Source organism: Neorhizobium puerariae, assembly GCF_042429745.1.
Lineage (GTDB): Bacteria > Pseudomonadota > Alphaproteobacteria > Rhizobiales > Rhizobiaceae > Neorhizobium > Neorhizobium puerariae.
The window spans coordinates 133,533-155,757 of record NZ_JBHMAA010000004.1 but is presented as its reverse complement, the minus strand read 5'-3'; the positions used below and the strand labels follow the sequence as shown (position 1 = coordinate 155,757).

Sequence of the window (22,225 nt, the reverse complement as noted above, 5' to 3'; positions counted from 1 at the left end):
CCGGCGAAGCGTGCTGATCTGCCGCTGATTTTCCCGCTATGCAGCGGCGGCGAAATTGCTCATACCTGCGGACGGATGGTTCATCGGCTTTGGAAAAACCGGGCGGGGCGAATAGCATGGCTGATCTCGTTGATGTTCACGTTGCCCCGGAACCTGCCCGCGGCGCCCCGACGACGGAGGACCTGTTCAAGGCGCTCGGCACCTCCGACAGGGGGCTTGGCGCGGACGAAGCGGCCAGGAGACATATCGCCGAAGGCCCCAACCTGCTCGACGAGCAACCGCGCCGCCATCTGGTTTTCAGTTTCCTCAAGCGTTTTGCCGATCCGCTGGTCCTCATCCTCCTGGCATCGGCAGGCATCGCCGCGCTGATGCAGGAACGGGAGAGTTTCTTCATCATCGTGACCATCGTGGTGATCTCGGTGCTGATCGACTTCGTTCAGGAACACCGCGCCGAGACGGCGGCGGAGGCGTTGCGGCAGCGGGTGGCGCTGCGGGTCAAGGCGGTGCGCGGCGGACAGGCCATGGATATTCCCGCAGCCGATCTCGTCACGGGCGATGTCATCCTGCTCTCGGCGGGAGACCTCGTGCCTGCCGATTGCCGTCTCGTCGAGGCGCGCGACCTGTACGTCAACGAAGCCCTCCTCACCGGAGAACCTTACCCTGCCCGGAAAACGGCGGCAGCGGCGCCCGAACCGGAAAACGAAGACGCGACGCCCGTCGACGGCGTCTTCATGGGAAGCTCCGTGATCAGCGGAAACGCACGCGCCGTCGTCACCGCGACCGGAAAGGCGACGCGGATGGGAGCGATCGCCGGCGCGCTCCGCAAGGAACCACCGCCGACCGCCTTCACGATCGGAATCCGTCGTTTCGGCATGCTGATCGTCCGGCTGACGGTGCTTCTCGTCCTGTTCGTGCTGCTGATCAACGTCCTGTTCGACCGCCCGCTGATCGAATCCTTTCTCTTTGCCCTCGCGCTGGCCGTCGGCCTCACGCCCGAGCTCCTGCCGATGGTGGTTTCGGTCACCCTCGCCCGCGGCGCGGTGCGCATGTCCGGCAAGCAGGTCATCGTCAAGCGGCTTTCGGCGATCCACGATCTCGGCAGCATGGACGTGCTTTGCAGTGACAAGACGGGCACGCTGACGGAAGCGCATATCAAGCTCGTCCGCGAGGTCGGCATCGAGGGCGACGACAGCCGGGACGTCCTGCAATGGGCCTATGTCAACGCGGCTTTCGAGACCGGCCTCAAGAGCCCGCTCGACGAGGCGATCATCGAAAGGACGCCGCTCGATATCGGCGCATGGCGGAAGATCGATGAGGTTCCCTTCGATTTCGAGCGCAGGCGCGTGTCGATTCTCGCGGAGAAGGAGGAGCAGCGCTTCCTGATCGTCAAGGGTGCGCCGGAAGACGTGCTGCAGCATTCCGCGCGCTACCGGAACGCCGCCGGCGCCATCGTGCCGCTGGATGAGAGTGCGCTGGAACGCGCGCGCGCAACGCTCGCAAGGCTCGGCGACGGCGGCTTGCGGGTGCTGGGCGTGGCCCTGCGGCAGGTCGAGCCCGGACGGAGCCATGCGGATATCAGCGACGAGACCGACCTGACATTCGTCGGCTTCGCCGCCTTCCTCGACCCTCCGAAGGAGAGCGCCGGACCGGCGATCGAGGCATTGGCCCGCCTCGGCGTCGACGTGAAGATTATCACCGGGGACAACGAAGGCGTCACCCGCCATGTCTGCAAGACGCTCGGCATCGAGGTCAAAGGCTGCCTCAACGGCGCGGAACTGGCCAACCTGAGCGACGAGGCCCTGAACGCCAGGCTTGCCGCGACCACCATCTTCTGCCGCGTTTCCCCGCCCCAGAAGGCGCGCATCATCCGCGCCCTGCGCCGCCGCGGCCATGTCGTCGGCTACCTTGGAGACGGCATCAACGACGCTCCGTCGCTGCAGGCGGCGGATGTCGGCCTTTCGGTCGACGGCGCAGTCGACGTCGCCAAGGAAGCGGCTTCGATGATCCTGATGGAACGCGACCTCGGCATCCTCGCCGAAGGCGTACGGGAAGGCAGGCGGACATTCGCCAATATCCTGAAATACGTCATGATGGGCACGAGCTCGAATTTTGGAAACATGTTTTCCATGGCGGGCGCGGCGCTGCTGCTGCCATTCCTGCCGATGATGCCGGTGCAGATCCTGCTGAACAACCTGCTTTACGATCTTTCCGAGATCGCCATCCCGCTCGACCGGGTGGACGACGACATGATCGCCCGGCCGCGCCACTGGGACATGAACTACGTCAGGGACTTCATGCTGACGCTGGGGCCGGTCAGCTCGCTGTTCGATTTCCTGACGTTCAGTCTGCTGCTCTGGGCCTTCAACACCAGCGAGGCGCAATTCCAGACCGGCTGGTTCGTCGAATCGCTCGCCACGCAGGTGCTCGTGATCTTCGTCATCCGTACCCGGTCGCGCCCATGGTCCAGCAGGCCGCACCCGATGCTGCTTGCAAGCTCCGTCGGCATCGTGGCGCTGGCATTCCTGCTGCCCTTCACCACGGTCGGAAGCTGGTTCGGCTTCGTCCCCCTGCCCGCTTCCGTGCTGCTGGCGCTGGCCGCGCTGACCGCCGCCTACCTCTTGATCGTCGAGCAGGCAAAGCGCCTCTTCTACCGCCACCATCGCCTGGCGCGGTGAACTCCTGGAGGCTCCGGAAAAGGAAGCACCTGAAGGAAACGGCGGCCGGAAGGCAAGCTCTGCGAAACTCGCCTTCCTCGCGCCGGCGTCTGCGAACGAGACCCGGGCACTCCACGCCGCGTCGACCACCTCAAGCCGAAAACCCAAGGCTGTCCGAACGGGCCGACGGGCGGTCCGAATGAGGCACCGCGATCGAGAGCTGCTCGATGGTTCCAACCAGCTCTCCCCCGCAGGGCCTCCCCTGCGTCGGTCCTATGGCAAGAGGACGCCACGATCACGCCGTCATCCCCGGTCCCGATTTCACATAGACCAGAAGGCCCACACTGGTCCGCCACTGCGCGGACCTTCCGGACTAGACGCACTACAATCAGGTTTGGATGAAGGTTTACCGTGACATGCCTTCAAGCGATCCGGCCAGAATAGGCGCGTCGCCGATGCGGGTGCAATTGACCAAAGGGATTATCCGACCATCGCCCCCATACCCATTAAGTATTAGCCTCAATCGAGCGCATCTCAACTCGACCGGAGGATGCAATCTTAAGTAAGATAATAGAAAAGGAATACACGCAAGATTCAGCCGATTCATCAATCCAGAAATTCCAAAGAAGAAGAATAAATACATTCAAGTATTCTCGTAAAAAATGCAAATAATATAATATTCACTTAAAAGTAGAATCCCGAATTCAGTTTTTGACGGAATCCAGGAACTAAAATTTAAGTCACTGATAATTAAAGAATAAAATCGGAGGCATCGAGGTCGCACACCAATACCATGTCAGCTACGGATTACGCAATTACAACGTTAATATTTGATGGTTTTGACAGATACTCATCCAAAGGTGTATTAGACATTATTGATTTTGAGAAATCTAAATTAGCAGGCAGATTCGAAAACTAAGCCTTATGGCCAATAAAAAAGAGGAAACATCAACAACAACAGAAAGTCAGGGGGCCACCCATGGACACGGAAAGACAAAATATGACTGGCTTGATCGTACTGATTGATAGTCTTGAGATGCGCCGAGCATGCCTTTTGTCTGCTCTCGAACCCTGGGCTCAAAGCTCATCTCTGGATTTGATACCTTCGACGCCCGAAGGTATTCATAGATTCAAGGACAGCGATGAAAACCTTGTCCGTCTTGTCATCATCAATATTGGCGGGGCATCACTGAGCGATCGCGAACAGCACGGGCTGCTGATGGCGGTAAAAGCGTGCTTCAGAGGTCCTTACGCCGTCATCTCCGACAGACCGGACCCGGACGACGCGGTCGCCGTCGCCGGATTGGGCTTCCAGGCGTTCCTGCCCGCAGCGCTGCCGCTGGAGATAGCAAAACAGGCGCTGAGCTTCATCATGAACGGCGGAACCTACTTCCCCCGTGAAGCCTTGCTTGCGAGCCTTTCCACGCCGGCCACGCGAAGCGCCGGCCGATATCATGCCTCCGAAGCCTCCGGCAACCTCACGCAACGGCAATGCGAGGTGCTGGAGCGTCTGCGGTTCGGAAAGTCGAACAAACACATCGCTCGTGAATTGAACATGCAGGAAGCCACCGTGAAGGTCCATGTTCGGCAGATCATGCGAAAGCTCGGCGCGGCGAACCGCACGCAGGCGGCGCTGCTTGCTCAATTGACGATGCCTTCGAACCCAGGCCTCACGCGCGAAGACGTTTTCAGCGAAGCCCCTCCGGGCCTGCTCGCCAGCCTGCCGGCGAAACTGCGACTGCCGGAAGCGACGGTTACCAGTTGAAGCCGGAAACCGGCGCGGATCGCGTCCTCCGAACCATGAAAATACAAACGCCGGCAGGTCGAAACCAATCTCCGGGCTTCGCCGGATGATACGGTTCGTCCGTGAGCCACGCATGATCGCGAACCGAGGCATCGGGCGATACGGCAAGCATCTCCGCGGCCGGCCGATAACGGTTGACCGTGTCCGCGATGCGGCGCTACGTAGATCGGATATTCTGCCAGGAAAACCTGATCTTCATTTCATCCGAAACGGAAACTTCCCATGTACAACCGTATATTGATACCCACGGACGGATCAGAAACCGCTGCCAAAGGTGTCGAACACGGCCTCGCGCTCGCGCAGGCCCTCAATATTCCGGTGACGATCGTCACGGTCACCGTGCCCCTTTCGGGACTGGCGCTCGAAAGCGTGGTGCAGGGCGAAGCGTTCGACAGCTATAACGAGGCTGTTCAGGAAGAGGTGAAGGGCCTTGAGAAACGTGTTCGCGAACAGGCGGCCAAGGCGGCCGTCCCGATCGAATTCGTCAGCGAATTCAACGTTTCCCCCGCCGCCGCCATCCTGGAGACGGCGCATGCGAGGAAATGCGACGTGATCGTCATAGCCTCCCATGGCCGCAGGGGTATCCGCCGGCTGATGCTCGGCAGCCAGACGGCCGAGGTCATCGCGAATTCGACCATTCCGGTTCTCATCGTCAAATAACGAAGCCCCCTCGGATCGCCTCTCCCCGGTCGATCCCGGCAATATCGGGATATGACGGCAAAACACGTCCGCGCCCGGCCTGCAGGCCGGCGCCGACATGCATCAAATAGAAGCCCAAGGCGTGATCGCGGCGCACCGCAGCGACGGGCGATGACGTTCGGACGATCGAGGCTGCATCGCCCCTTCGGACGGTCTATTGTCCGAAGAAGGCGGCCAGCCGGGCGATGATGCCGTTATTCTCGCGCGCGGCCATCGAACGCATATGGGGGGCGACCGTCCCCGCGCTCACATGCCCTCCGAAATGGCAAAAGCAGACCAGTCGATGCAGCTGCCGGTCGGTCAGTTCGAAAAAACGCTTGGCCTCGCCGTAGGTATCATTCTCCAGACCCGCAGCGCGCAGGACGGGATCGGCGAAAGCGACGGAGATCGCCGTTCCGTCGTCACGCATGGCAGCGCGCATGGCCGCCGGCTGATATTCGGTTTCATGAAGTGTCGAAAGAGATCGGCCGGCATCGTGCTCAAGAACCTCGGCCCACCGCTCCAGCTTTTCACGACGCGACATTTCGGAGCTCGGATAGGTGCGGTTGATCTTGGCTATGGCCTTCAGCTGATCGACTGCATGCTGTTCCATTACGGCCTCCTATTTGAAGAAAATAGATCGCCCGTCTCCCGCCAGTTACCGTGATCCAGACAACAGCCATTGTCCAATCACGATTGGCCGCCCGCCCTGTCCGCAATTATCGTTCAATCAAAAGTGATTGATCGGCGCCGTGACAGGCGCTCTATGGATGAGAACCGTTGCTGAACAAGCCATGGCGAGGACGCGCCAGATGCTCCTTCGTCACCTTTTCGGCTCCATCGATCTCCTGCATCAGGACATCGTAACCCCACAGGTCGGCCAGGTGCTGAAGCACCTGCTTGGTTTCGCTCTCTTCGAGAAGCAAGTCGTTGCTGGCCCGATGCTGCAGCAGCAGCCGGCGATCGCCGGCAAGGTCGACATCGACGATATCTATCCCGGGATCGGTCCAGCCGATATCGTATTCGCGCGCCAGTTGGCGCCGGATGCGCTTGTAGCCCCGTTCGTCGTGAATGGCCGCGACCAGTATGCCCTCGCTCATCTCGGGATCGTCGTGAAGCTGGAAGAGACGCAGTTGCCGCATCAGGTTCGGGCTCAGGAACTGGCTGATGAAGCTCTCGTCCCGGTAATCGGCCCAGACGCCGCGCAGCACTTCCATGGGATCGCCGCGCCCGGCGATATCCGGGAACCAGTCGCGATCCTCGTCGGTGGGGTTCGTCACGATCCGCTCGATATCCTGCATCATCGCAAAGCCCAGGGCATAGGGATTGAAGCCGGAGAAGCGGCGATCGTCGTAAGCGGGCTGGAACACCACATTGGTATGCGACTTCAGGAACTCGAAATAATGCCCGTCGGCAATCTGGCCGCGCTCATGCAGCCTTTTCATGATCCTGTAGTGGACGTAGGTCGCCGTGCCCTCGTTCATCACCTTGGTCTGGCGCTGCGGATGGAAATATTGCGCGACGTGGCGGACGATGCGCAGGATCTCGCGTTGCCACGGCCGCAGCCGCGGGGCCGATTTCTCGAGAAAGTAGAGGATATTGTCCTGCGGCAGGCCGAGCGCCGCACGCCGCTTCTCGATGTCGAGGTCGGCGCCGCTCCGCTTGGGGCCGGTCGGCACCGTCCGCCAGAGGTCGTTGAACATCTGCTCTTCGTGGGCCCGCCGCTCCTGCTGGCGCCGCTCCTCGTCCCGCAGGTCCACCTTCGTCTTGCCGGCATAACGATGCACGCCGTGCGACATCAGCGCGTGGGCGGCGTCCAGCGTCCGTTCGACCGCCGCCTCGCCATAACGCGCTTCACAGCGGGCGATGTAACCCTTGGCGAAGTCCAGATAGTCGAGAATGCCTTCGGCATCCGTCCAGAGCTTGAACAGATAATTGTTCTTGAAGAAATGGTTATGGCCGAAAGCGGCGTGCGCGATGACCAGGGCCTGCATCGTCGCCGTGTTCTCCTCCATCAGATAGGAGATGCAGGGAGAACTGTTGATGACGATCTCATAGGCGAGATCGCGCATCCCGCGGCGATAGAAGGCTTCGTGATGCGCGAAATGCTTACCGAATGACCAGTGACGATAAAAAAGCGGCATGCCGGTCGAAGAATAGGCATCCAGCATCTGCTCCGCCGTGATCACCTCAATCTGGTTCGGATAGACATCCAACCCCAGTTCGCCGAGCGCGATCTCCTCGCAGGCGTCATGGATGCGCTGAAGCGTCGCGAAATCCCAGTCGGCGCCCTCGAACAGCAATTGCCCTTGCTTTTCCGCCAGCTTGGTCATGGCTCCACCTTCGAATGCGCCTGCTTCTGGAAGAGGTCATGGAAGACCGGAAATATCTCGGTCTTCCGGCAGACCTTGCGCATCGCCAGGGGAAGCAGGTCGGAGCGGATGCCTTCGTAAAGGCTCCAGAGCGGCGAGTTGGAGACCGATGAATCACCGTCCTCGTCTCCAACCTCGATATAGGCGAAATACTGGCAGAGCGGCAGGATCGCGTGGCGCAGGAGCTCGCCGGTCGCGGTTTCGTCCCGGTAGGAATTGTCGCCGTCCGAGGCCTGCGCGGCGTAGATGTTCCATTCCGAAGGATCGAAGCGCGCCGCGACGATGGTCCGCATGGCGGCAAGCGCGCTCGAAACCATCGTACCCCCAGTCGCCTGGCCGTAGAAGAAGGTTTCCTCGTCGACCTCTTCGGCCTTCTCGGTATGCCGGATGAAGACGATCTCCACCTTTTCGTAGCGTCGCGTCAGGAAAAGATACAGAAGCAGATAGAAGCGTTTCGCCAGGTCCTTCATGTGCTCGGTCATCGATCCGGACACATCCATCAGGCAGAACATGACGGCCTTCGTCACCGGTCGCGGCGTATTCTCGAAGCGGCGGTAGCGGACGTCGAGAGGGTCGATATAGGGGATGCGCCGGCTCTTGTCCTTCAGCGACTTCAGCCTGGCTTCGAGGAGGATGCGTTTTTCCTCGATGTCGCATTCGTCGATCTCGCGCTGCAGCGCATCGATCTCCTCGATCTTCGGTCGCCGGAGCGCGATGCGCCGCATCATCGCCAGGCGGGTCGTCCTGCTGATCGCGATGTTGGATGGAGAACCCGAGACCGTGAAGCCGGCGCGCGTCGGGGTCGTCTCCTCGGTTTCGCTGAGCCGCCGTTTCGCCAGATCCGGCAGCTCCAGGTCGTCGAGGAAGATGTCGAGGAACTCCTCGCGCGTCAGCACGAAGCGGAAACTGTCTTCACCATCGCCCTCCCCGGCTTCCTTCGGCCGTCCGCCGCCACCGCCCGGAGGGCGCTGGATGATGTCGCCCTCCGTGAAGTCCGTATTCCCGGGCAGGACCCGGTCCCGGACCCCGCCCTCGCCTCTATGAAAGCTCGGCTCGGCCACTCCTCCGATCGGAATGCTGACCTCACCGCCGTTGAGCACATCGCGAAGGTTACCGTTCTGCAGGGATCGTCTGACCGCTTGCTGCACGGCGTCCTTCGCGCGCCGAAGAAACCGTTGCCGATTTTCCAAACTTTTACCGCGCGGATTGAGCCGCCGGTCAATAATGTGCATGTGAGCTCCTAAGTGGGCATTAACTCGCCTGCTTCACACGCATGTACCATTCCACGAGACGACGAACCTGTCTTTCGGTGTAGCCCCGGGCGGCCATGCGCGAAACGAACTCGTTGTGCTTCTTCTCGGTTTCGCTGTCCTTCTTCGAACCGAAGGAGATGACGGGCAGAAGATCCTCCACCTGGGAGAACATCCTCTTCTCGATCACTTCCCTGATCTTCTCATAGCTTGTCCAGGAAGGATTCCTGCCTGCATTGTTGGCCCGCGAACGCAGGCAGAACTTGACGATCTCGTTGCGGAAATCCTTCGGATTGGCGATGCCGGCGGGCTTCTCGATCTTGGTCAGTTCCTGATTGAGCAGTTCCCGGTCGAGGAGCTGGCCGGTGTCCGGGTCCTTGAAATCGATATCCTCGATCCACGCATCGGCATAGGCCACATAGCGATCGAAGAGGTTCTGCCCGTAGTCGGCATAGGATTCGAGATAGGCCTTCTGGATCTCATTGCCGATGAATTCCGCATAACGCGGCGCAAGATCGGCCTTGATGAACTCCATGTAGCGCTTCTCGGTATCCTCGGAAAACTGCTCGCGGCGGATTGCCTGCTCGAGAATGTACATCAGATGCACCGGATCGGCACCGAGATCGGTGGTGTCGTAGTTGAACGTCGATGCGAGCACCTTGAACGCGAAACGTGTCGATATTCCGTCCATGCCCTCGTCGACGCCCGCCGCATCCCGATATTCCTGGACGCTCCGCGCCCGGGGATCGGTCTCCTTGAGGTTCTCGCCGTCATAGGCGCGCATCTTGGAGAAGAACGTCGAGTTCTCATGCTTGCGAAGGCGCGAGAGCACCGAGAACCTGGCGAGCATTTCGAGCGTCGCGGGCGCGCAGGGCGCATCCGCAAGTTCCGAGCCTTCGATCAGCTTCTCATAGATCTTCTGTTCCTCGGCCGCCCTCAGGCAATAGGGCACCTTGATGACGCAGATGCGGTCGATGAAGGCCTCGTTGTTCTTGTTCGCCTTGAAGCTCTGCCATTCGGCTTCGTTCGAATGGGCGAGGATGACTCCCGAAAACGGAATGGCGCCGATATTCTCGGTGCCCATGTAGTTGCCTTCCTGCGTCGCCGTCAGCAGCGGATGCAGCATCTTGATCGGCGCCTTGAACATCTCCACGAATTCGAGCAGGCCCTGGTTGGCCCGGTTGAGGCCGCCGGAATAGCTGTAGGCATCCGGATCGTTCTGTGAGTAGTTTTCGAGCTTGCGGATATCGACCTTGCCGACCAGCGACGAGACGTCCTGGTTGTTCTCGTCGCCCGGCTCCGTCTTGGCGATCCCTATCTGGCGCAGGCGGGAAGGCTGCAGCCTCACCACGCGGAAGCGGGTGATGTCGCCTCCGAACTCGTCGAGACGCTTCAGGCACCAGGGGCTCATCAGGCCGTTCAGCCGCCGCGTCGGAATGCCGTACTGCTCGAGCAGCATCGTCCCCATCGTCGTCGGGTCGAAAAGGTTGAGCGGGCTTTCGAAGACGGGGCTTATCTCGTCGCCCGCCTTGAGCACATAGATCGGATTGGTCTCCATGAGCTGCTTCAGCCGCTCCGCAAGCGAGGATTTCCCGCCGCCGACAGGCCCGAGCAGGTAGAGGATCTGCTTGCGTTCTTCGAGACCTTGCGCCGCATGCCGGAAGAAGGAAACGATCCGCTCGATCGTCTCTTCCATTCCGTAGAAACCGGAAAACGCGGGATAGGCCCGGATGGTCCGGTTCATGAAGATCCGGCCCAGCCGCGCATCCTTGGCGGTGTCCACGATCTGCGGCTCGCCGATCGCTGCCAGCAGGCGTTCCGCCGCGTTGGCATAGGCCATCGGTTCCTTCTTGCAAAGCGCAAGATAGTCCGCTATGGACATGTCCGCTTCGCGGCGCGCCTCGTAGTTTCGCGTGAAAGTATCGAATAAAGATTCACTCAGCATCGGCCACTCCAGTTTGGGTTGCGCCACAGCCCCAATTGCCGCAAAGATCGCAAGCGATGCGACAATTCATTGAGAATCCACTAGGTTTCGCAGGATAATACGAAACCTGCTGCTATTTCATGGCAACACACAAAAATGTGCATTCACAAGTCTTTTTGATCGGGGCCACTCCGGAAGACATGAAGCAAGATTCGTTCCATTCGGCTGGCAGTGCGTTCGAATGCTGCGAAACGGCAGCAACGTCTCCAACGAATTCGAAGCACTTGTCCATGATCGGCACGCCGGCCCATCCTTTCTCCAAAGCGCCAGAAGCAGCCTCGACCTGAAAAGCCACACTCATGGGTCTCGGCGCTTCATTGCTCCAAACAGGCTGGCTGTGGAGCAACACATGAAAGAATCTCCTTCTTTAGACAAATATACATTTCTCCCGGGCGATTGACATTAGTAGATGCCACAGGTGAGCACCAATGCGGCACATTCAACGGCAGGGTGCACGAAGGGCCGCTACGCACGAATTCCGACGAACAGAGAGCCTCGGACATTCCGATGTTGCAACGAGTCGTCCGGCGCTATGTTCCACGATGACGCGAATATCGGGAGAGAATTGGAACACCGCCGCCGGCAACCGCCGTTCCCCCGCCGGAACCCCTCGCCCTCGCCCACGTTTCCCCGACAGGCCAAACATCGAGGACTGGACATGGCGGAAGACAGGAAAGCACGCGAATCGGTCGAGCACGCCAGCAAAGCGGCCGCGTCCGCGGATCGCCCGGCTGCCGGCCCGCACGCCAAGGAACATCTGATCGACCGGGACAAGACGCCCGGCACCGGCTCCCTGCCCGAACCCGACGCCAGGGAAACGGACGCAGGTCCGGACTGACCGACGGCAGGCAGACCGGCGGGCGCTTCGGGCTGCGACGCCTTGGCGCTTGCCGTCGTCGCGCCGCATCGATAACACCGTGGACAACGCATCACGGAAGGCGGCATGGCGGGCGAAACCATCACACTCTACGAAGCGATCGGCGGCGACGCCGCGGTGCGCGCGCTGGTGAAGCGCTTCTATGAACTGATGGATACGCTGCCCGAAGCCGCGCGCTGCCGGGCGATCCACCCTGAAAGCCTCGAAAGCAGCGAGGCGAAGCTCTACGACTACCTCACCGGATATCTCGGCGGACCGCCCGTCTATGTCGAGAAATACGGCCATCCGCGCCTGCGCGCCCGTCATTTCGGCGCTCCTATCGGTCCGGAGGAACGAGACGAATGGTTGCTCTGTTTCCGCCGCGCCATGGAGGAAACGATCGAAAATCCGAAGCTGCGCGACATCATCTGGCCGCCGGTCGAGCGTCTCGCCTTGCACATGCGGAACAGGGAATAGCCGGATGGAAAGACTCGACTATTTGAGGCCGTTGATTCTGTTTGTGAGCGGTTTGATGGGCGCTTGCGGCGTGGCCCTGGCGGCGGCTGCAAGCCATGGCGGCGATACCCCCTTCCTCGGCTACGCCTCGACCATGTGCCTGGCCCATGCGCCCGTTCTCCTGGGACTCCATGTCGGCCACAAATCCTTCCGCACCGCGACCATCGCCGCTCTGGTGCTCGGGCTCGGCACGATCATCTTCGCCGGCGACCTGGTCTCGCGGCATTTCCTGGGCGACCGGCTTTTCCCGATGGCCGCCCCCACGGGCGGCACGACGATGATGCTTGGATGGCTGCTCGTCGCGCTCGGCGCCTTTTTCACCTGGAAACGCACCTGATTCCCGCCGGCGCCGGAGGTTCCTTTCCTCCGGCCCGGGGCGGGATCGGCATGACGGCCTGAACCGGCTGCCCCTTGCTCTTTCCGGTCACTATCGGCGTTTTTGAAATGCCAGCACCACGCCCTGCCCGTCGTCGGCAACGGGGACGTTTCTGGTCAGGCGCGGCATGGCGGCAAGCGGGACCACGTTCGTCATGTCCGGTTGCGCCGCGCGGGTGGAAAGCAGGGCATAAAGTTCCGGCACCAGCCCGTCGCCGTTCTGCTCGGCCAGTTTATGCAGGCCGATGAAGAGGCTCATGTCACGACGTTCTTCGCTCATCATTGCGTTCCTTCATGGTCTGGAGCGCCCGCTCCAGACTGGATTTCGAGCCGTTGCGCAGCGGGATGAAGGTCACGCCGAACTTCTTGCAGCCGGTCTTCACCCTCAGGCACGCATCGTGGCTGATACAGTCGATGGGGCAGAAGACGCAGTCCACCGACGGCAGCACCGTATCGATCCGCGAGACCGCTTCGCGCAAACCACCATCGTGATGGATCAGTTCCGCGCCATGTTTGCTGGCGATTTCGCGCAGATGCGCAACCTGACAGTCACGGCCTCCGACATAGAGGAAACTGCGCACGTCGATCGCGCCGTTCACCGCGTTCACCGGCGCCGATCCCGCCTTGCCGGCCTCGTCTCCGCCGTTGCCGCCGTTTTTCCGCTTCTGCTTCTTCGCCATGACGCTCCCCGTTTGGCCTGCCCGGTCCGGGCGAAACCCCTCGATGGCGCGCACCATATTAAAGTTGATTTTGAGAGTAAAGATTAAACTCGACTCTTTTTATCAGGAAATATGCGGCAGCCTGACGCGCTGGCGCAGCCAAAATTTTACCGTTTGATAAATTTTTTGGCTGTGCTACCTTCGTCCTGATAGTTGTCCATGAATCCATAAAAGAGGGAACGTAAGATGGATCGACTGGGAAACGGTATTGAGGCCGGCCGCCTCACGCCGGCGGAATACGATTCGAATTTCACCGACCTTCACCCGCGCCTCGACAGGCACGAAGCGCTCGTCGCTTCCGACCGCTGTTATTTCTGTTACGATGCTCCGTGCATGACGGCCTGTCCCACCTCGATCGATATCCCGCTGTTCATCCGGCAGATATCGACGGGCAATGCGCTGGGTTCGGCGAAGACGATCTTCGACCAGAACATCCTGGGCGGCATGTGCGCCCGGGTCTGTCCCACCGAAACGCTCTGCGAGCAGGCCTGCGTGCGTAACACCGCCGAAGACAAGCCTGTCGAGATCGGCAAGCTGCAGCGCTACGCGACCGACATGGCCATGGAGCAAGGCCGGCAGTTCTACAGCCGCAAGACGCCGACCGGGAAAACCGTCGCGGTCGTGGGCGCCGGTCCAGCGGGCCTGGCGGCGGCCCACCGGCTCGCGATGCACGGCCATTCCGCGGTGATCCTCGAAGCCCGGGAAAAGTCCGGCGGCCTCAATGAATACGGCATCGCCACCTACAAGGCCGTCGACAACTTCGCCCAGCGCGAGGTGGATTACGTCACCGCCATCGGCGGCATCGAGATCCGGAACGGCCAGGCGCTCGGCCGCGACTTTTCCCTTTCCGACCTCACGACGAAATACGATGCGGTCCTGCTCGCCATGGGCCTTGCCGGCGTCAACGGGCTTGGCGTGGAAGGCGAGGAACTGGAGGGCGTGGTGGACGCGGTCGATTTCATCGCCGCGCTGCGTCAGTCGGCGGACAGGTCGGTGGTGCCGATCGGCCGGCGCGTGGTCGTTCTCGGCGGCGGCATGACCGCCATCGACGCGGCGATCCAGTCGAAACTGCTCGGCGCCGAGGAGGTGACGATCTGTTATCGCCGCGGCAAGGAGAACATGAACGCCTCGCCCTACGAGCAGGATCTCGCCGCCGCCAGCGGCGTCATCATCCGTCACTGGCTCGCTCCCAAGACGATCATCGGCAAGGACGGCAAGGTGGCCGGCATCGAGGTGGAATATACCGCGATGCGCGACGGCCAGCTCGTCGGGACCGGCGAGACGGGCGTGATCGCAGCCGATCAGGTCATGAAGGCGATCGGCCAGAACTTTTCCGCCTCCGGCCTCGGCGCCCTGCAGTTCGAGAAGGGCAAGATCGCCGTCGACCCGGAAGGCCATACCTCGGTCGAGGGCGTCTGGGCGGCCGGCGATTGCATCGGCCTCGGTGAAGACCTGACCGTCTCGGCCGTCGCGCAGGGACGCGACGCCGCCGAAAGCATCAATCGCGCGTTTGCGGCCGGTGCACGGCCGGCCACCGCAGTGGCTTGAAAGGGGATCGAACCATGGCTGATCTTCGCAACGATTTCGTCGGCATCAAATCCCCGAACCCGTTCTGGCTGGCCTCCGCGCCGCCGACCGACAAGGCCTACAACGTCGAGCGCGCCTTCAAGGCCGGCTGGGGCGGCGTGGTCTGGAAGACGCTCGGCGAGGAAGGCCCGCCCGTCGTCAACGTCAACGGTCCGCGTTATGGCGCGGTCTGGGGCGCCGACCGCCGCCTGCTGGGCTTGAACAATATCGAGCTCATCACCGACCGCGACCTTTATACGAACCTGCGGGAAATGAAGCAGGTGAAGATGAATTGGCCGGACCGGGCGCTGATCGCCTCGATCATGGTGCCCTGCGTCGAGGAAAGCTGGAAGGCGATCCTGCCGCTCGTCGAGGAGACCGGCGCCGACGGTATCGAGCTCAATTTCGGCTGTCCGCACGGCATGTCCGAACGCGGCATGGGTTCCGCGGTCGGGCAGGTGCCGGAATATATCGAAATGGTGGTCCGCTGGTGCAAGCAGTATACCCGCATGCCGGTCATCACCAAGCTGACGCCCAATATCACGGACATCCGCAAGCCCGCCCGCGCGGCGAAGGCCGGCGGCACCGACGCCGTGTCGCTGATCAACACGATCAACTCGATCGTGTCCGTCGACCTCGACAACTTCGCGCCCAACCCGACCGTCGGCGGCAAGGGCACCCATGGCGGCTATTGCGGTCCGGCGGTGAAACCCATCGCGCTCAACATGGTGGCCGAGATCGCCCGTGATCCGGAAACCCGCGGCCTGCCGATCTCCGGCATCGGCGGCGTGACGACCTGGCGCGACGCGGCCGAATTCCTGGTGCTCGGGGCCGGCAACGTGCAGGTCTGCACCGCGGCCATGACCTATGGCTTCAAGATCGTCCAGGAGATGATCACCGGTCTTTCCGACTGGATGGACGCCAAGGGCCACCGGACGCTGGACGATATTACCGGCCGCGCCGTTCCCAACGTCACGGACTGGCAGTATCTCAACCTCAACTATATCGCCAAGGCCCGCATCGATCAGGATGCCTGCATCAAGTGCGGGCGCTGTCACATCGCCTGCGAGGATACCTCGCACCAGGCGATCACCAGCTTCGTCAACGGCGTGCGCCAATTCGAGGTGATGGAAGACGAGTGCGTCGGCTGCAATCTCTGCGTCAACGTCTGTCCGGTCGAGAACTGCATCACCATGGTCGGGCTCGAGCCCGGCGCTCTGGATCAGCGTACCGGCAGGCCGGTCGATCCGGCCTATGCCAACTGGACAACCCATCCGAACAACCCGATGAGCCGTCAGGCCGCCGAGTGACCGGCCGGCAACGCCGCGAAAGAATTCCTCTCGCGGCGTTGCCTCCCCAGGCGCCGCTCGCTAGTTTTCTCTGGCTGCAAGATCGCAGTTCACCATCAGGAGGAGGCAGCCATGGCTCGCAAACACCTCATCGACCTCAGCTTTTGAGGTCACGTCCAAGCGGCGCAGATCCTATCCATTCGAAACCAGGGTCAAGACCGGCTCCCGGTTCGTGCATGGCGACGTCGAACTGATCGAAAAACTCGGACGCAACGATCCCTGCCCCTGTGGTTCAGGGAGGCGGTTTCAGGCATTGCTGCCTGCAATCCGGCCGAGATGACGGCATGCACAGGGATCATTACTTTCAGGGAGCGTGAATAGTCACCGCCCCGCCCGGGAAGGCGGCATGCCGCCTTCCCCACTTTCACGCCGCCTCGGCGAACTGATCCCAGGCGCGCAGTGCATCGGCGGCATACATCAGCGCGGGTCCGCCCCCCATATAAACGCCCATCGCCGCCACTTCCGCGATCTCCTGCCGCGTCGCACCGAGGCCATGCAGCGCCTTGGCGTGGAAACCGATGCAACCATCGCAACGCTGGGTGATCCCGATCGCCAGTGCGATCAGTTCCTTGGTCTTCCTGTCGAGCGCCCCGTCCGCACCGGCCCCTTTCGACAACGCATGGAAGCCCTGCATCGCATCCGGCGTCAACTTCCGCATTTCGGCGGTGTAGCTCGATATGTCCCTGGTGATCTGGCGATAGTCCTTCGTCATTGCGGCCTCCTTCAGCCTTTACAATTCATATTTTTATGATATTATGAAAATGTGAATTGTAAAGGAGTATCCGATGGACATGAGCGATGAAATGCCCGCCAGGGCCGAAGAGGTCGCCAGCTTCCTGAAGGGGCTTGCGAACTCCCATCGGCTGCTGGTGCTCTGTGCATTGGCTGAAGGGGAAAGAAGCGTTTCCGAACTCATCGAAGCGACCGGGATCGCGCCGACGTCGATGTCGCAGCATCTCGGCAAGCTGAAGGACGAAGGGATCGTCGACTTCCGGCGGGAACACCGGACGCTCTTTTATTTCATTGCCCATCCGGCCGCGCACGAGCTGATGGGCGTTCTCTATCAACACTTCTGCAAGAACAAATAGAATGACGACCGAAACGATATCCACCGTACCGCCGGCGAAAGCGGCCGAATGGCTTGCCTCCGGCGAGGCAATCCTGATCGACGTGCGGGAGCCGGACGAATTCCGGGCGGAGCATATCGCCGCCGCCGCCTCCCTCCCCCTCGATTCCGTCTCCCGCCTCCGGCAGACCCTGCATATCCCCGAGAATCGCAAGATCGTCGTCCAGTGCCTGAAGGGCGGACGCGGCGAGCAGGCCTGCCGTATCATCCGGGATATCCTGCCGAACCAGGAGACCTATAATCTCGACGGCGGCATAACGGCATGGAAGCAGGCAGGCCTTCCGGTTGTCGGCGCGGCAAAAGCGGGAGGCGCCCCGTCGATTTTCCGCCAGGTGCAGATGATCGTGGGCAGTCTGGTGCTGATCTGCGTGATCCTCGGTTTTGCCGGCCTGACACCCGCCTTCGCGCTCGCCGGCTTCTTCGGCTTCATGCTGGCATTCGCCGGTTTCAGCGGCTGGTGCGGGCTGGCGCTCTTGCTTCGCCGCATGCCATGGAACAAGGCAGCCTGAAGCAGGCCCGGACACCGCTCCCGACCTGGAGAACGGTCCGCTTCGAGGAGCCCGGCAATCGGCCGGGCCCGAATCGCAGGCCCGTCAGAACTCGATGACGATCTTGCCGAAAGCACCGCGATCCAGATGGGCGAAAGCCTTGTCGGCCTCCTGGAAACCGTAACGCCCGTCGATCACCGGTTTCAGCGCGGTCGCGTCGACGGCACGGACGAAATCCTCCAGAGCCCTGCGATGGCCGACGGAGATACCCTGCACGGTGGGCGCCTTGAGAAGGAACGGCGCGGCCGGGGCGGTGATATCGAATCCCTCGAACACGCCGATCAGCGATATCCGCCCGCCGACGGCGACCGCATTCAGCGAATGCGCAAGACCCGGGCCGCCGGCGATTTCCAGAATGTGGTCGGCCCCATGGTCCGCCGTCAGGTCGAGCACGCGCTCCACCCAGCCATCACGGGAAAGAAGATGATCGGCGCCGAGCTTGCCGGCACGCTCAAGTTTTTCGGCGCTGGACGAGGTGATGAAGACCTCCGCGCCATGGGCCTTGGCGATCTGAAGTCCGAACAGCGCCACTCCGCCGGTCCCCTGGACGACCACCTTGTCGCCGGCCCTGAGCCGGCCCGTCTCGATCAATGCGAACCATGCGGTGAGCCCGGCGCAGGGAAGCGTGCTCGCCTCGGCGGCGTCGAGCGTTTCAGGCGCCGCCACGAACCAGTCCTCCGGAAAGACCACGTATTCGGAAAGGACGCCGGGATGGTAACCTCCAAGCGTCTTGTAGGGAGGATGGCGGGCGTCTCCCAGCCCCTTGCCGTCGATGCGTCCCGGAGAGAAGGTCGAGATGACCCTGTCTCCCGGCTTGAACCGCGTCACGCCCGCCCCGACCGCTTCCACGATGCCTGCCATGTCGGATGCCGGCACGAAGGGGAATTCGAGCGGCAGGCCCATGCCGTTTTCAAGCACCAGCTTGTCCCGGAAATTCAGCGACACGGCTTCCGCCCGCACCAGCATTTCGCCGGCGGACGGCTGCGGAACCTCGGCCTCGCGAATCCGCAAACCTTCCGGTCCCAGGGCCGAAATGCTCCATTGTCTTGCAATCTTCATCTCCTGGCTCCTCTTGGATATTGGATGAGGGCAGGATATCGTTGAAGCTAATTCAGCAGTTACGATATTATTTCCGCAGAATGGTTCCATGAAGGATACAAAATGGAGCACTTGAAAGGTATTTCCGTTTTCGTGGAAACGGTCGAGGCAGGAGGTTTTTCCGCTGCGGCCAGAAAGCTGAACCTGACGCGCTCGGCCGTGGGCAAGACGATCGCCCGGCTGGAGGAACGGCTTGCCGTCCGGCTGTTTCATCGCACCACGCGCAACCAGAGCCTGACGGATGAGGGACGGTTCTTCTACGAACGGTGTCTCCGGGCCATGGAGGAGATACGCCTGGGTGAGGCTCTTCTGGAATCCGGCCGGAGAGAGGTCCGGGGCAAGCTGCGCATCACCATGCCGGTGATATTCGGTCGCCGATGCGTGGCGCCTGCGCTGATTTCCCTCCTCGAAGGGCATCCCGGCCTTGAACTCGATCTCTCCTTCAGCGACCGCGTCGCCGATCTGCTGGAGGACGGCTTCGATCTCGCCGTGCGCAACGGTCCCCTGAAGGACGATCCCGACACGATGGCCCGCAGGCTGGCGAGGCAGCGCATGACGGTCTGCGCCTCACCGGCCTATCTGGAGAAACATGGCGAGCCGCTCCACCTGGAAGACATCGCCGGGCATGACGGCATCGTCTACGGAAAGCGCGGCAGCAACCGGACCTGGATATTTCCGGCGCCCGGCGATCCGTGGCGAAGCGCCCCTCCCCGCTCACGATTGCGGCTCGACGATCTTGAGGCGATCCGCGATGCAGCGCGTGCCGGCGTCGGCCTTGCATGGCTGCCCTGCTGGCTCGTTCGCGACGACGTCGCAGCCGGCAGCCTGCGGCAGGTGCTGAAATCGGTGCCTGCCGTGACGTTCGATACCCATGCGGTCTGGCCGAAATCCCCCGTCATGCTGCCGAAGGTCCGCCTGGCGATCGACACGCTGGCAAGGGAACTGCCGCGCTTCATGGAGTGAGTCGCGGCTCGGCATCCTGAAAGATCGGCTCCGGCTCTCCCAGCAGGTCGAGCATGGCGCGAAGCGCGCGCGTGACATGCCGTTCCCCGTGGTAGAGCGCCGAGAACTGGCGAAGCGGCATCGCGAAATCGGCGATGTGCAGCCGGCCGGAAAAGGAATGCGCGGCCGCCGCGCGGCTGGAAAGCACGGTCGCGGCAAGCCCCGCCTCCACCGCCGCCATGGCGGCCTCGTTCGACGGCATTTCCATCACCACCGAAAGCGATTGCGGCTCGATGCCGAGGTTGATGAGCTGCGCTTCGAAGGCCGAACGCGTGCCGGAGCCCATCTCGCGCATGATCCAGTTGGTCTCCATGAGATCGCTGGATCGTATCTTCCGGCCATCGGCCCAGGGATGGCGGCTGCCGACCACCAGAACGAGCCGGTCCTCCGCGACCTTGCGGCGCTTGAGCCCGGGAAAGAACACCTCTCCCTCGACGACCGCCAGTTCCGCGCTGCCGGTCAGCACCGCTTCCGCGGCGCTCTGCGTGTTGCCGACCGTAAGCCGCACGTCGACCCGCGGAAACCGCTCGTGGTAGCCGACAAGCCGCGCCGGCAGCCAGTAACTTGCAACCGTCTGGCTCGCATGGACGCGCAGCACGCCGGAAGCCGAACCGCCGAGGTCCGCAAGCATGTGCGCGGCGTTCCGTGCTCTCTCCAGCACCGCCCGCGCCTCCGGCACGAACAGCCGGCCCGCCTCGGTCAACTCGATCCGCCGCCCCACGCGATTGAAGAGGATGACCGCGTGCCGCGCTTCGAGCGCGGAGATCGCCGCGCTCACGGCCGACTGGGTGAGGTTCAAGGCTTCCGCGGCACGCGTCACATGCTCACGCGCCGCCACTTCCAGAAATATCCTGAGCTGCTCAAGCGTCATCGGGTCAATCATTCGTCATAATCGAACAGTTTCAGAAGATTTAACAATTGGATTTGTGATTTTGCAAGATAAAGGATGAATTTCGAAGAAAATGCAATTTCATGGAAAAATAATGAAGCAGAGCCAGCAGATTGCGGAACAGCGCCCCGCCCTTCTCTTCACGTATTTTCCGTCCGCCGTTCAGCTTCTGCCCGGACTTCTCCTGACCGCCGCGATCGCGACCGCAGCGCTTGCCATCCGCAGCCTGACGGGATGGACAGCGCTGAGCCCGCTCATCCTGTCGATCGTCATCGGCATGCTGATCCGCAACGCCTTCTCCGTGCCGGCCGCAACCGAACCCGGCATCGGCTTCTCCCTGAAGAAGATCCTGCGCTTCGGCATCGTGCTGCTCGGCCTTCAGGTGACGGCGCCGCAAATCCTTTCGCTCGGCGGCGCCGGCCTCGCGATGGTCGCCCTGACGCTTGCCACGACCTTCGTCGCAATCCGCATCGCCGGCCGGATGATGGGTGTGGAACGGGAGCTGACGGACCTGATTGCCGCCGGCACGTCGGTCTGCGGCGCCTCGGCCGTTATCGCGGCCAACACGGTCGTGCGGGGCAAGCAGGAACACGTCGCCTATGCCGTCGCCTGCGTGACGCTGTTCGGTTCGCTCTCCATGCTCGCTTATCCGCTTCTGGCCGCACCGCTCGGCCTCGATGCGCGCGGCTACGGATTGTGGACCGGGGCAACGATCCACGAGGTGGCGCAGGTCGTGGCGGCCGCCTTCCAGGGCGGAGACGTTGCGGGACAGTTCGGCACCATTTCCAAGCTCGCCAGGGTGGTCATGCTCGCTCCGCTCATCATGACGCTGGCGCTGGCCGCACGCTCCGGCGCCGATAACACGGCGAAAGCCTCGGCTCCCATGCCATGGTTCGTGCTGGGCTTCATCGGAATGATGCTGCTCAACAGCGCGGTGACCATTCCGGCGGATATCACCCGGACGTTTGTCACCCTGACAAGCTTCCTGCTTTCCATGGCGCTGGCCGCCATGGGGCTTCACACGGATATTCGCAAGCTCAGGGCAGAAGGCTGGCGGCCGCTTGCGCTTGGAGCCTTCGGCTGGCTGTTCATCGCAGCCTTCGGTTACGCGATGCTGAAGCTCTTCGCGTTCTGAGGAACAGGACGACCGCGGACCGGTCGCCCGTGGATGCTTCCGGGTTCAGCAGGGTTTCGGACGATCGCCGGGGCGGGAATCCCCCTCGCGCACGGCTTCATCGTGATACCAGCAGGTATCGACCACCGTCACCGCAACCTCATGGTTGCCGGCAGGCACGGCCTTTCCAGTGCCAGGCCGCCGCCGGGGCAGGACGGGAAACTGAATGATCTGGGCTGTCTTACGATGGATGTTTGTGGCCATCCTATCGTCTCCTCGACTTCAGAAGTGCATTTAAACACACAGGAGCACAAATATGCACATT

The 22,225-nt window shown here is 61.9% G+C and carries 23 protein-coding genes; 13 read left to right on the top strand and 10 right to left on the bottom strand.

All coding sequences use genetic code 11. From position 1 onward, the window contains the following. Positions 1-116 precede the first annotated feature (116 nt). The 3 genes from mgtA (at position 117) to ACFFP0_RS02900 (ending at position 5,118) form a co-directional block, all read left to right on the top strand. Positions 117-2,675, top strand: a complete 2,559-nt coding sequence (gene mgtA, locus ACFFP0_RS02910) for a magnesium-translocating P-type ATPase (RefSeq protein WP_377255888.1) — start codon at positions 117-119, stop codon at positions 2,673-2,675. A gap of 958 nt (positions 2,676-3,633) precedes the next feature. After that, positions 3,634-4,419, top strand: a complete 786-nt coding sequence (locus tag ACFFP0_RS02905) for a helix-turn-helix transcriptional regulator (RefSeq protein ID WP_377255885.1) — start codon at positions 3,634-3,636, stop codon at positions 4,417-4,419. Positions 4,420-4,680: 261 nt separating this feature from the next. Beyond that, positions 4,681-5,118, top strand: a complete 438-nt coding sequence (locus tag ACFFP0_RS02900; protein ID WP_377255882.1) for a universal stress protein — start codon at positions 4,681-4,683, stop codon at positions 5,116-5,118. A gap of 193 nt (positions 5,119-5,311) precedes the next feature. On the opposite strand, the gene ACFFP0_RS02895 is transcribed toward ACFFP0_RS02900, so the two are convergent. From ACFFP0_RS02895 to ACFFP0_RS02880, 4 genes are all read right to left on the bottom strand, one after another. Next, positions 5,312-5,749: a hypothetical protein gene (locus ACFFP0_RS02895; protein WP_377255879.1), complete on the bottom strand. Its 438-nt coding sequence runs from the start codon at positions 5,747-5,749 to the stop codon at positions 5,312-5,314. A gap of 151 nt (positions 5,750-5,900) precedes the next feature. Further along, the gene (locus ACFFP0_RS02890; protein WP_377255876.1) at positions 5,901-7,469 is read right to left on the bottom strand and encodes a SpoVR family protein; all 1,569 of its coding nucleotides are present in this window, start codon (positions 7,467-7,469) and stop codon (positions 5,901-5,903) included. Then, positions 7,466-8,740: a YeaH/YhbH family protein gene (locus tag ACFFP0_RS02885; protein WP_377255872.1), complete on the bottom strand. Its 1,275-nt coding sequence runs from the start codon at positions 8,738-8,740 to the stop codon at positions 7,466-7,468. The genes ACFFP0_RS02890 and ACFFP0_RS02885 overlap by 4 nt, the downstream gene beginning before the upstream one ends. Positions 8,741-8,759: 19 nt before the next feature. Then, on the bottom strand, positions 8,760-10,703 hold the full coding sequence (locus tag ACFFP0_RS02880) for a PrkA family serine protein kinase (RefSeq protein WP_377255869.1): 1,944 nt from the start codon (positions 10,701-10,703) through the stop codon (positions 8,760-8,762). Positions 10,704-11,400: 697 nt separating this feature from the next. Here ACFFP0_RS02880 and ACFFP0_RS02875 point away from each other — a divergent pair. From ACFFP0_RS02875 to ACFFP0_RS02865, 3 genes are all read left to right on the top strand, one after another. After that, entirely contained in the window at positions 11,401-11,580 is a 180-nt protein-coding gene (locus ACFFP0_RS02875) for a hypothetical protein (protein WP_377255866.1), read from the top strand. Between the two features lie 105 nt (positions 11,581-11,685). Continuing rightward, complete coding sequence (locus ACFFP0_RS02870) at positions 11,686-12,075, top strand: group II truncated hemoglobin (protein ID WP_377255864.1); 390 nt, start codon at positions 11,686-11,688, stop codon at positions 12,073-12,075. Between the two features lie 4 nt (positions 12,076-12,079). Next, a complete protein-coding gene (locus tag ACFFP0_RS02865; protein WP_377255861.1) occupies positions 12,080-12,451 on the top strand; it encodes a DUF423 domain-containing protein in 372 nt (123 codons plus the stop codon). A gap of 90 nt (positions 12,452-12,541) precedes the next feature. Here ACFFP0_RS02865 and ACFFP0_RS02860 read toward each other — a convergent pair whose 3' ends face one another. Together ACFFP0_RS02860 and ACFFP0_RS02855 are read right to left on the bottom strand one after the other, a co-directional pair. After that, positions 12,542-12,769, bottom strand: coding sequence for a hypothetical protein (locus ACFFP0_RS02860; protein WP_377255858.1), 228 nt, complete (start codon positions 12,767-12,769; stop codon positions 12,542-12,544). Beyond that, on the bottom strand, positions 12,750-13,169 hold the full coding sequence (locus tag ACFFP0_RS02855; RefSeq protein WP_377255855.1) for a DUF2325 domain-containing protein: 420 nt from the start codon (positions 13,167-13,169) through the stop codon (positions 12,750-12,752). The genes ACFFP0_RS02860 and ACFFP0_RS02855 overlap by 20 nt, the downstream gene beginning before the upstream one ends. A gap of 225 nt (positions 13,170-13,394) precedes the next feature. Between ACFFP0_RS02855 and ACFFP0_RS02850 the strand changes: the two genes are divergently transcribed. The 3 genes from ACFFP0_RS02850 to ACFFP0_RS02840 all read left to right on the top strand — a co-directional run bounded on the left by ACFFP0_RS02850 (position 13,395) and on the right by ACFFP0_RS02840 (position 16,403). Then, positions 13,395-14,756 (top strand): NAD(P)-dependent oxidoreductase, encoded by a 1,362-nt coding sequence (locus tag ACFFP0_RS02850; protein WP_377255852.1) that lies wholly within the window; start codon positions 13,395-13,397, stop codon positions 14,754-14,756. 14 nt (positions 14,757-14,770) lie between these two features. Beyond that, the gene (gene preA / locus ACFFP0_RS02845) at positions 14,771-16,084 is read left to right on the top strand and encodes an NAD-dependent dihydropyrimidine dehydrogenase subunit PreA (RefSeq protein WP_377255849.1); all 1,314 of its coding nucleotides are present in this window, start codon (positions 14,771-14,773) and stop codon (positions 16,082-16,084) included. Positions 16,085-16,295: 211 nt separating this feature from the next. Beyond that, a complete protein-coding gene (locus tag ACFFP0_RS02840) occupies positions 16,296-16,403 on the top strand; it encodes an SEC-C metal-binding domain-containing protein (RefSeq protein ID WP_377255845.1) in 108 nt (35 codons plus the stop codon). 84 nt (positions 16,404-16,487) lie between these two features. Here ACFFP0_RS02840 and ACFFP0_RS02835 read toward each other — a convergent pair whose 3' ends face one another. Further along, positions 16,488-16,835: a carboxymuconolactone decarboxylase family protein gene (locus ACFFP0_RS02835; protein WP_377255842.1), complete on the bottom strand. Its 348-nt coding sequence runs from the start codon at positions 16,833-16,835 to the stop codon at positions 16,488-16,490. A gap of 73 nt (positions 16,836-16,908) precedes the next feature. On the opposite strand from ACFFP0_RS02835, the gene ACFFP0_RS02830 reads away from it, so the two are divergent. Continuing rightward, complete coding sequence (locus tag ACFFP0_RS02830; RefSeq protein WP_377255839.1) at positions 16,909-17,211, top strand: ArsR/SmtB family transcription factor; 303 nt, start codon at positions 16,909-16,911, stop codon at positions 17,209-17,211. 1 nt (position 17,212) lies between these two features. Then, positions 17,213-17,758: a rhodanese-like domain-containing protein gene (locus ACFFP0_RS02825; RefSeq protein ID WP_377255836.1), complete on the top strand. Its 546-nt coding sequence runs from the start codon at positions 17,213-17,215 to the stop codon at positions 17,756-17,758. Between the two features lie 84 nt (positions 17,759-17,842). On the opposite strand, the gene ACFFP0_RS02820 is transcribed toward ACFFP0_RS02825, so the two are convergent. Beyond that, on the bottom strand, positions 17,843-18,856 hold the full coding sequence (locus ACFFP0_RS02820; RefSeq protein WP_377255833.1) for a zinc-dependent alcohol dehydrogenase family protein: 1,014 nt from the start codon (positions 18,854-18,856) through the stop codon (positions 17,843-17,845). Positions 18,857-18,958: 102 nt separating this feature from the next. Between ACFFP0_RS02820 and ACFFP0_RS02815 the strand changes: the two genes are divergently transcribed. After that, positions 18,959-19,858, top strand: coding sequence for a LysR family transcriptional regulator (locus ACFFP0_RS02815; protein ID WP_377255830.1), 900 nt, complete (start codon positions 18,959-18,961; stop codon positions 19,856-19,858). On the opposite strand, the gene ACFFP0_RS02810 is transcribed toward ACFFP0_RS02815, so the two are convergent. After that, entirely contained in the window at positions 19,848-20,768 is a 921-nt protein-coding gene (locus tag ACFFP0_RS02810; protein WP_377256042.1) for a LysR family transcriptional regulator, read from the bottom strand. The two genes, ACFFP0_RS02815 and ACFFP0_RS02810, sit on opposite strands and share 11 nt — an antisense overlap. Before the next feature lie 112 nt (positions 20,769-20,880). Here ACFFP0_RS02810 and ACFFP0_RS02805 point away from each other — a divergent pair, with 112 nt between their 5' ends. Continuing rightward, positions 20,881-21,921 carry a YeiH family protein gene (locus ACFFP0_RS02805; protein WP_377255827.1) on the top strand — a complete coding sequence of 347 codons (1,041 nt, stop codon included), beginning with the start codon at positions 20,881-20,883 and terminating at the stop codon, positions 21,919-21,921. A 45-nt stretch (positions 21,922-21,966) separates the two neighbouring features. Here ACFFP0_RS02805 and ACFFP0_RS02800 read toward each other — a convergent pair whose 3' ends face one another. After that, positions 21,967-22,164, bottom strand: a complete 198-nt coding sequence (locus ACFFP0_RS02800) for a DUF2735 domain-containing protein (protein WP_377255824.1) — start codon at positions 22,162-22,164, stop codon at positions 21,967-21,969. Positions 22,165-22,225 lie beyond the last annotated feature (61 nt).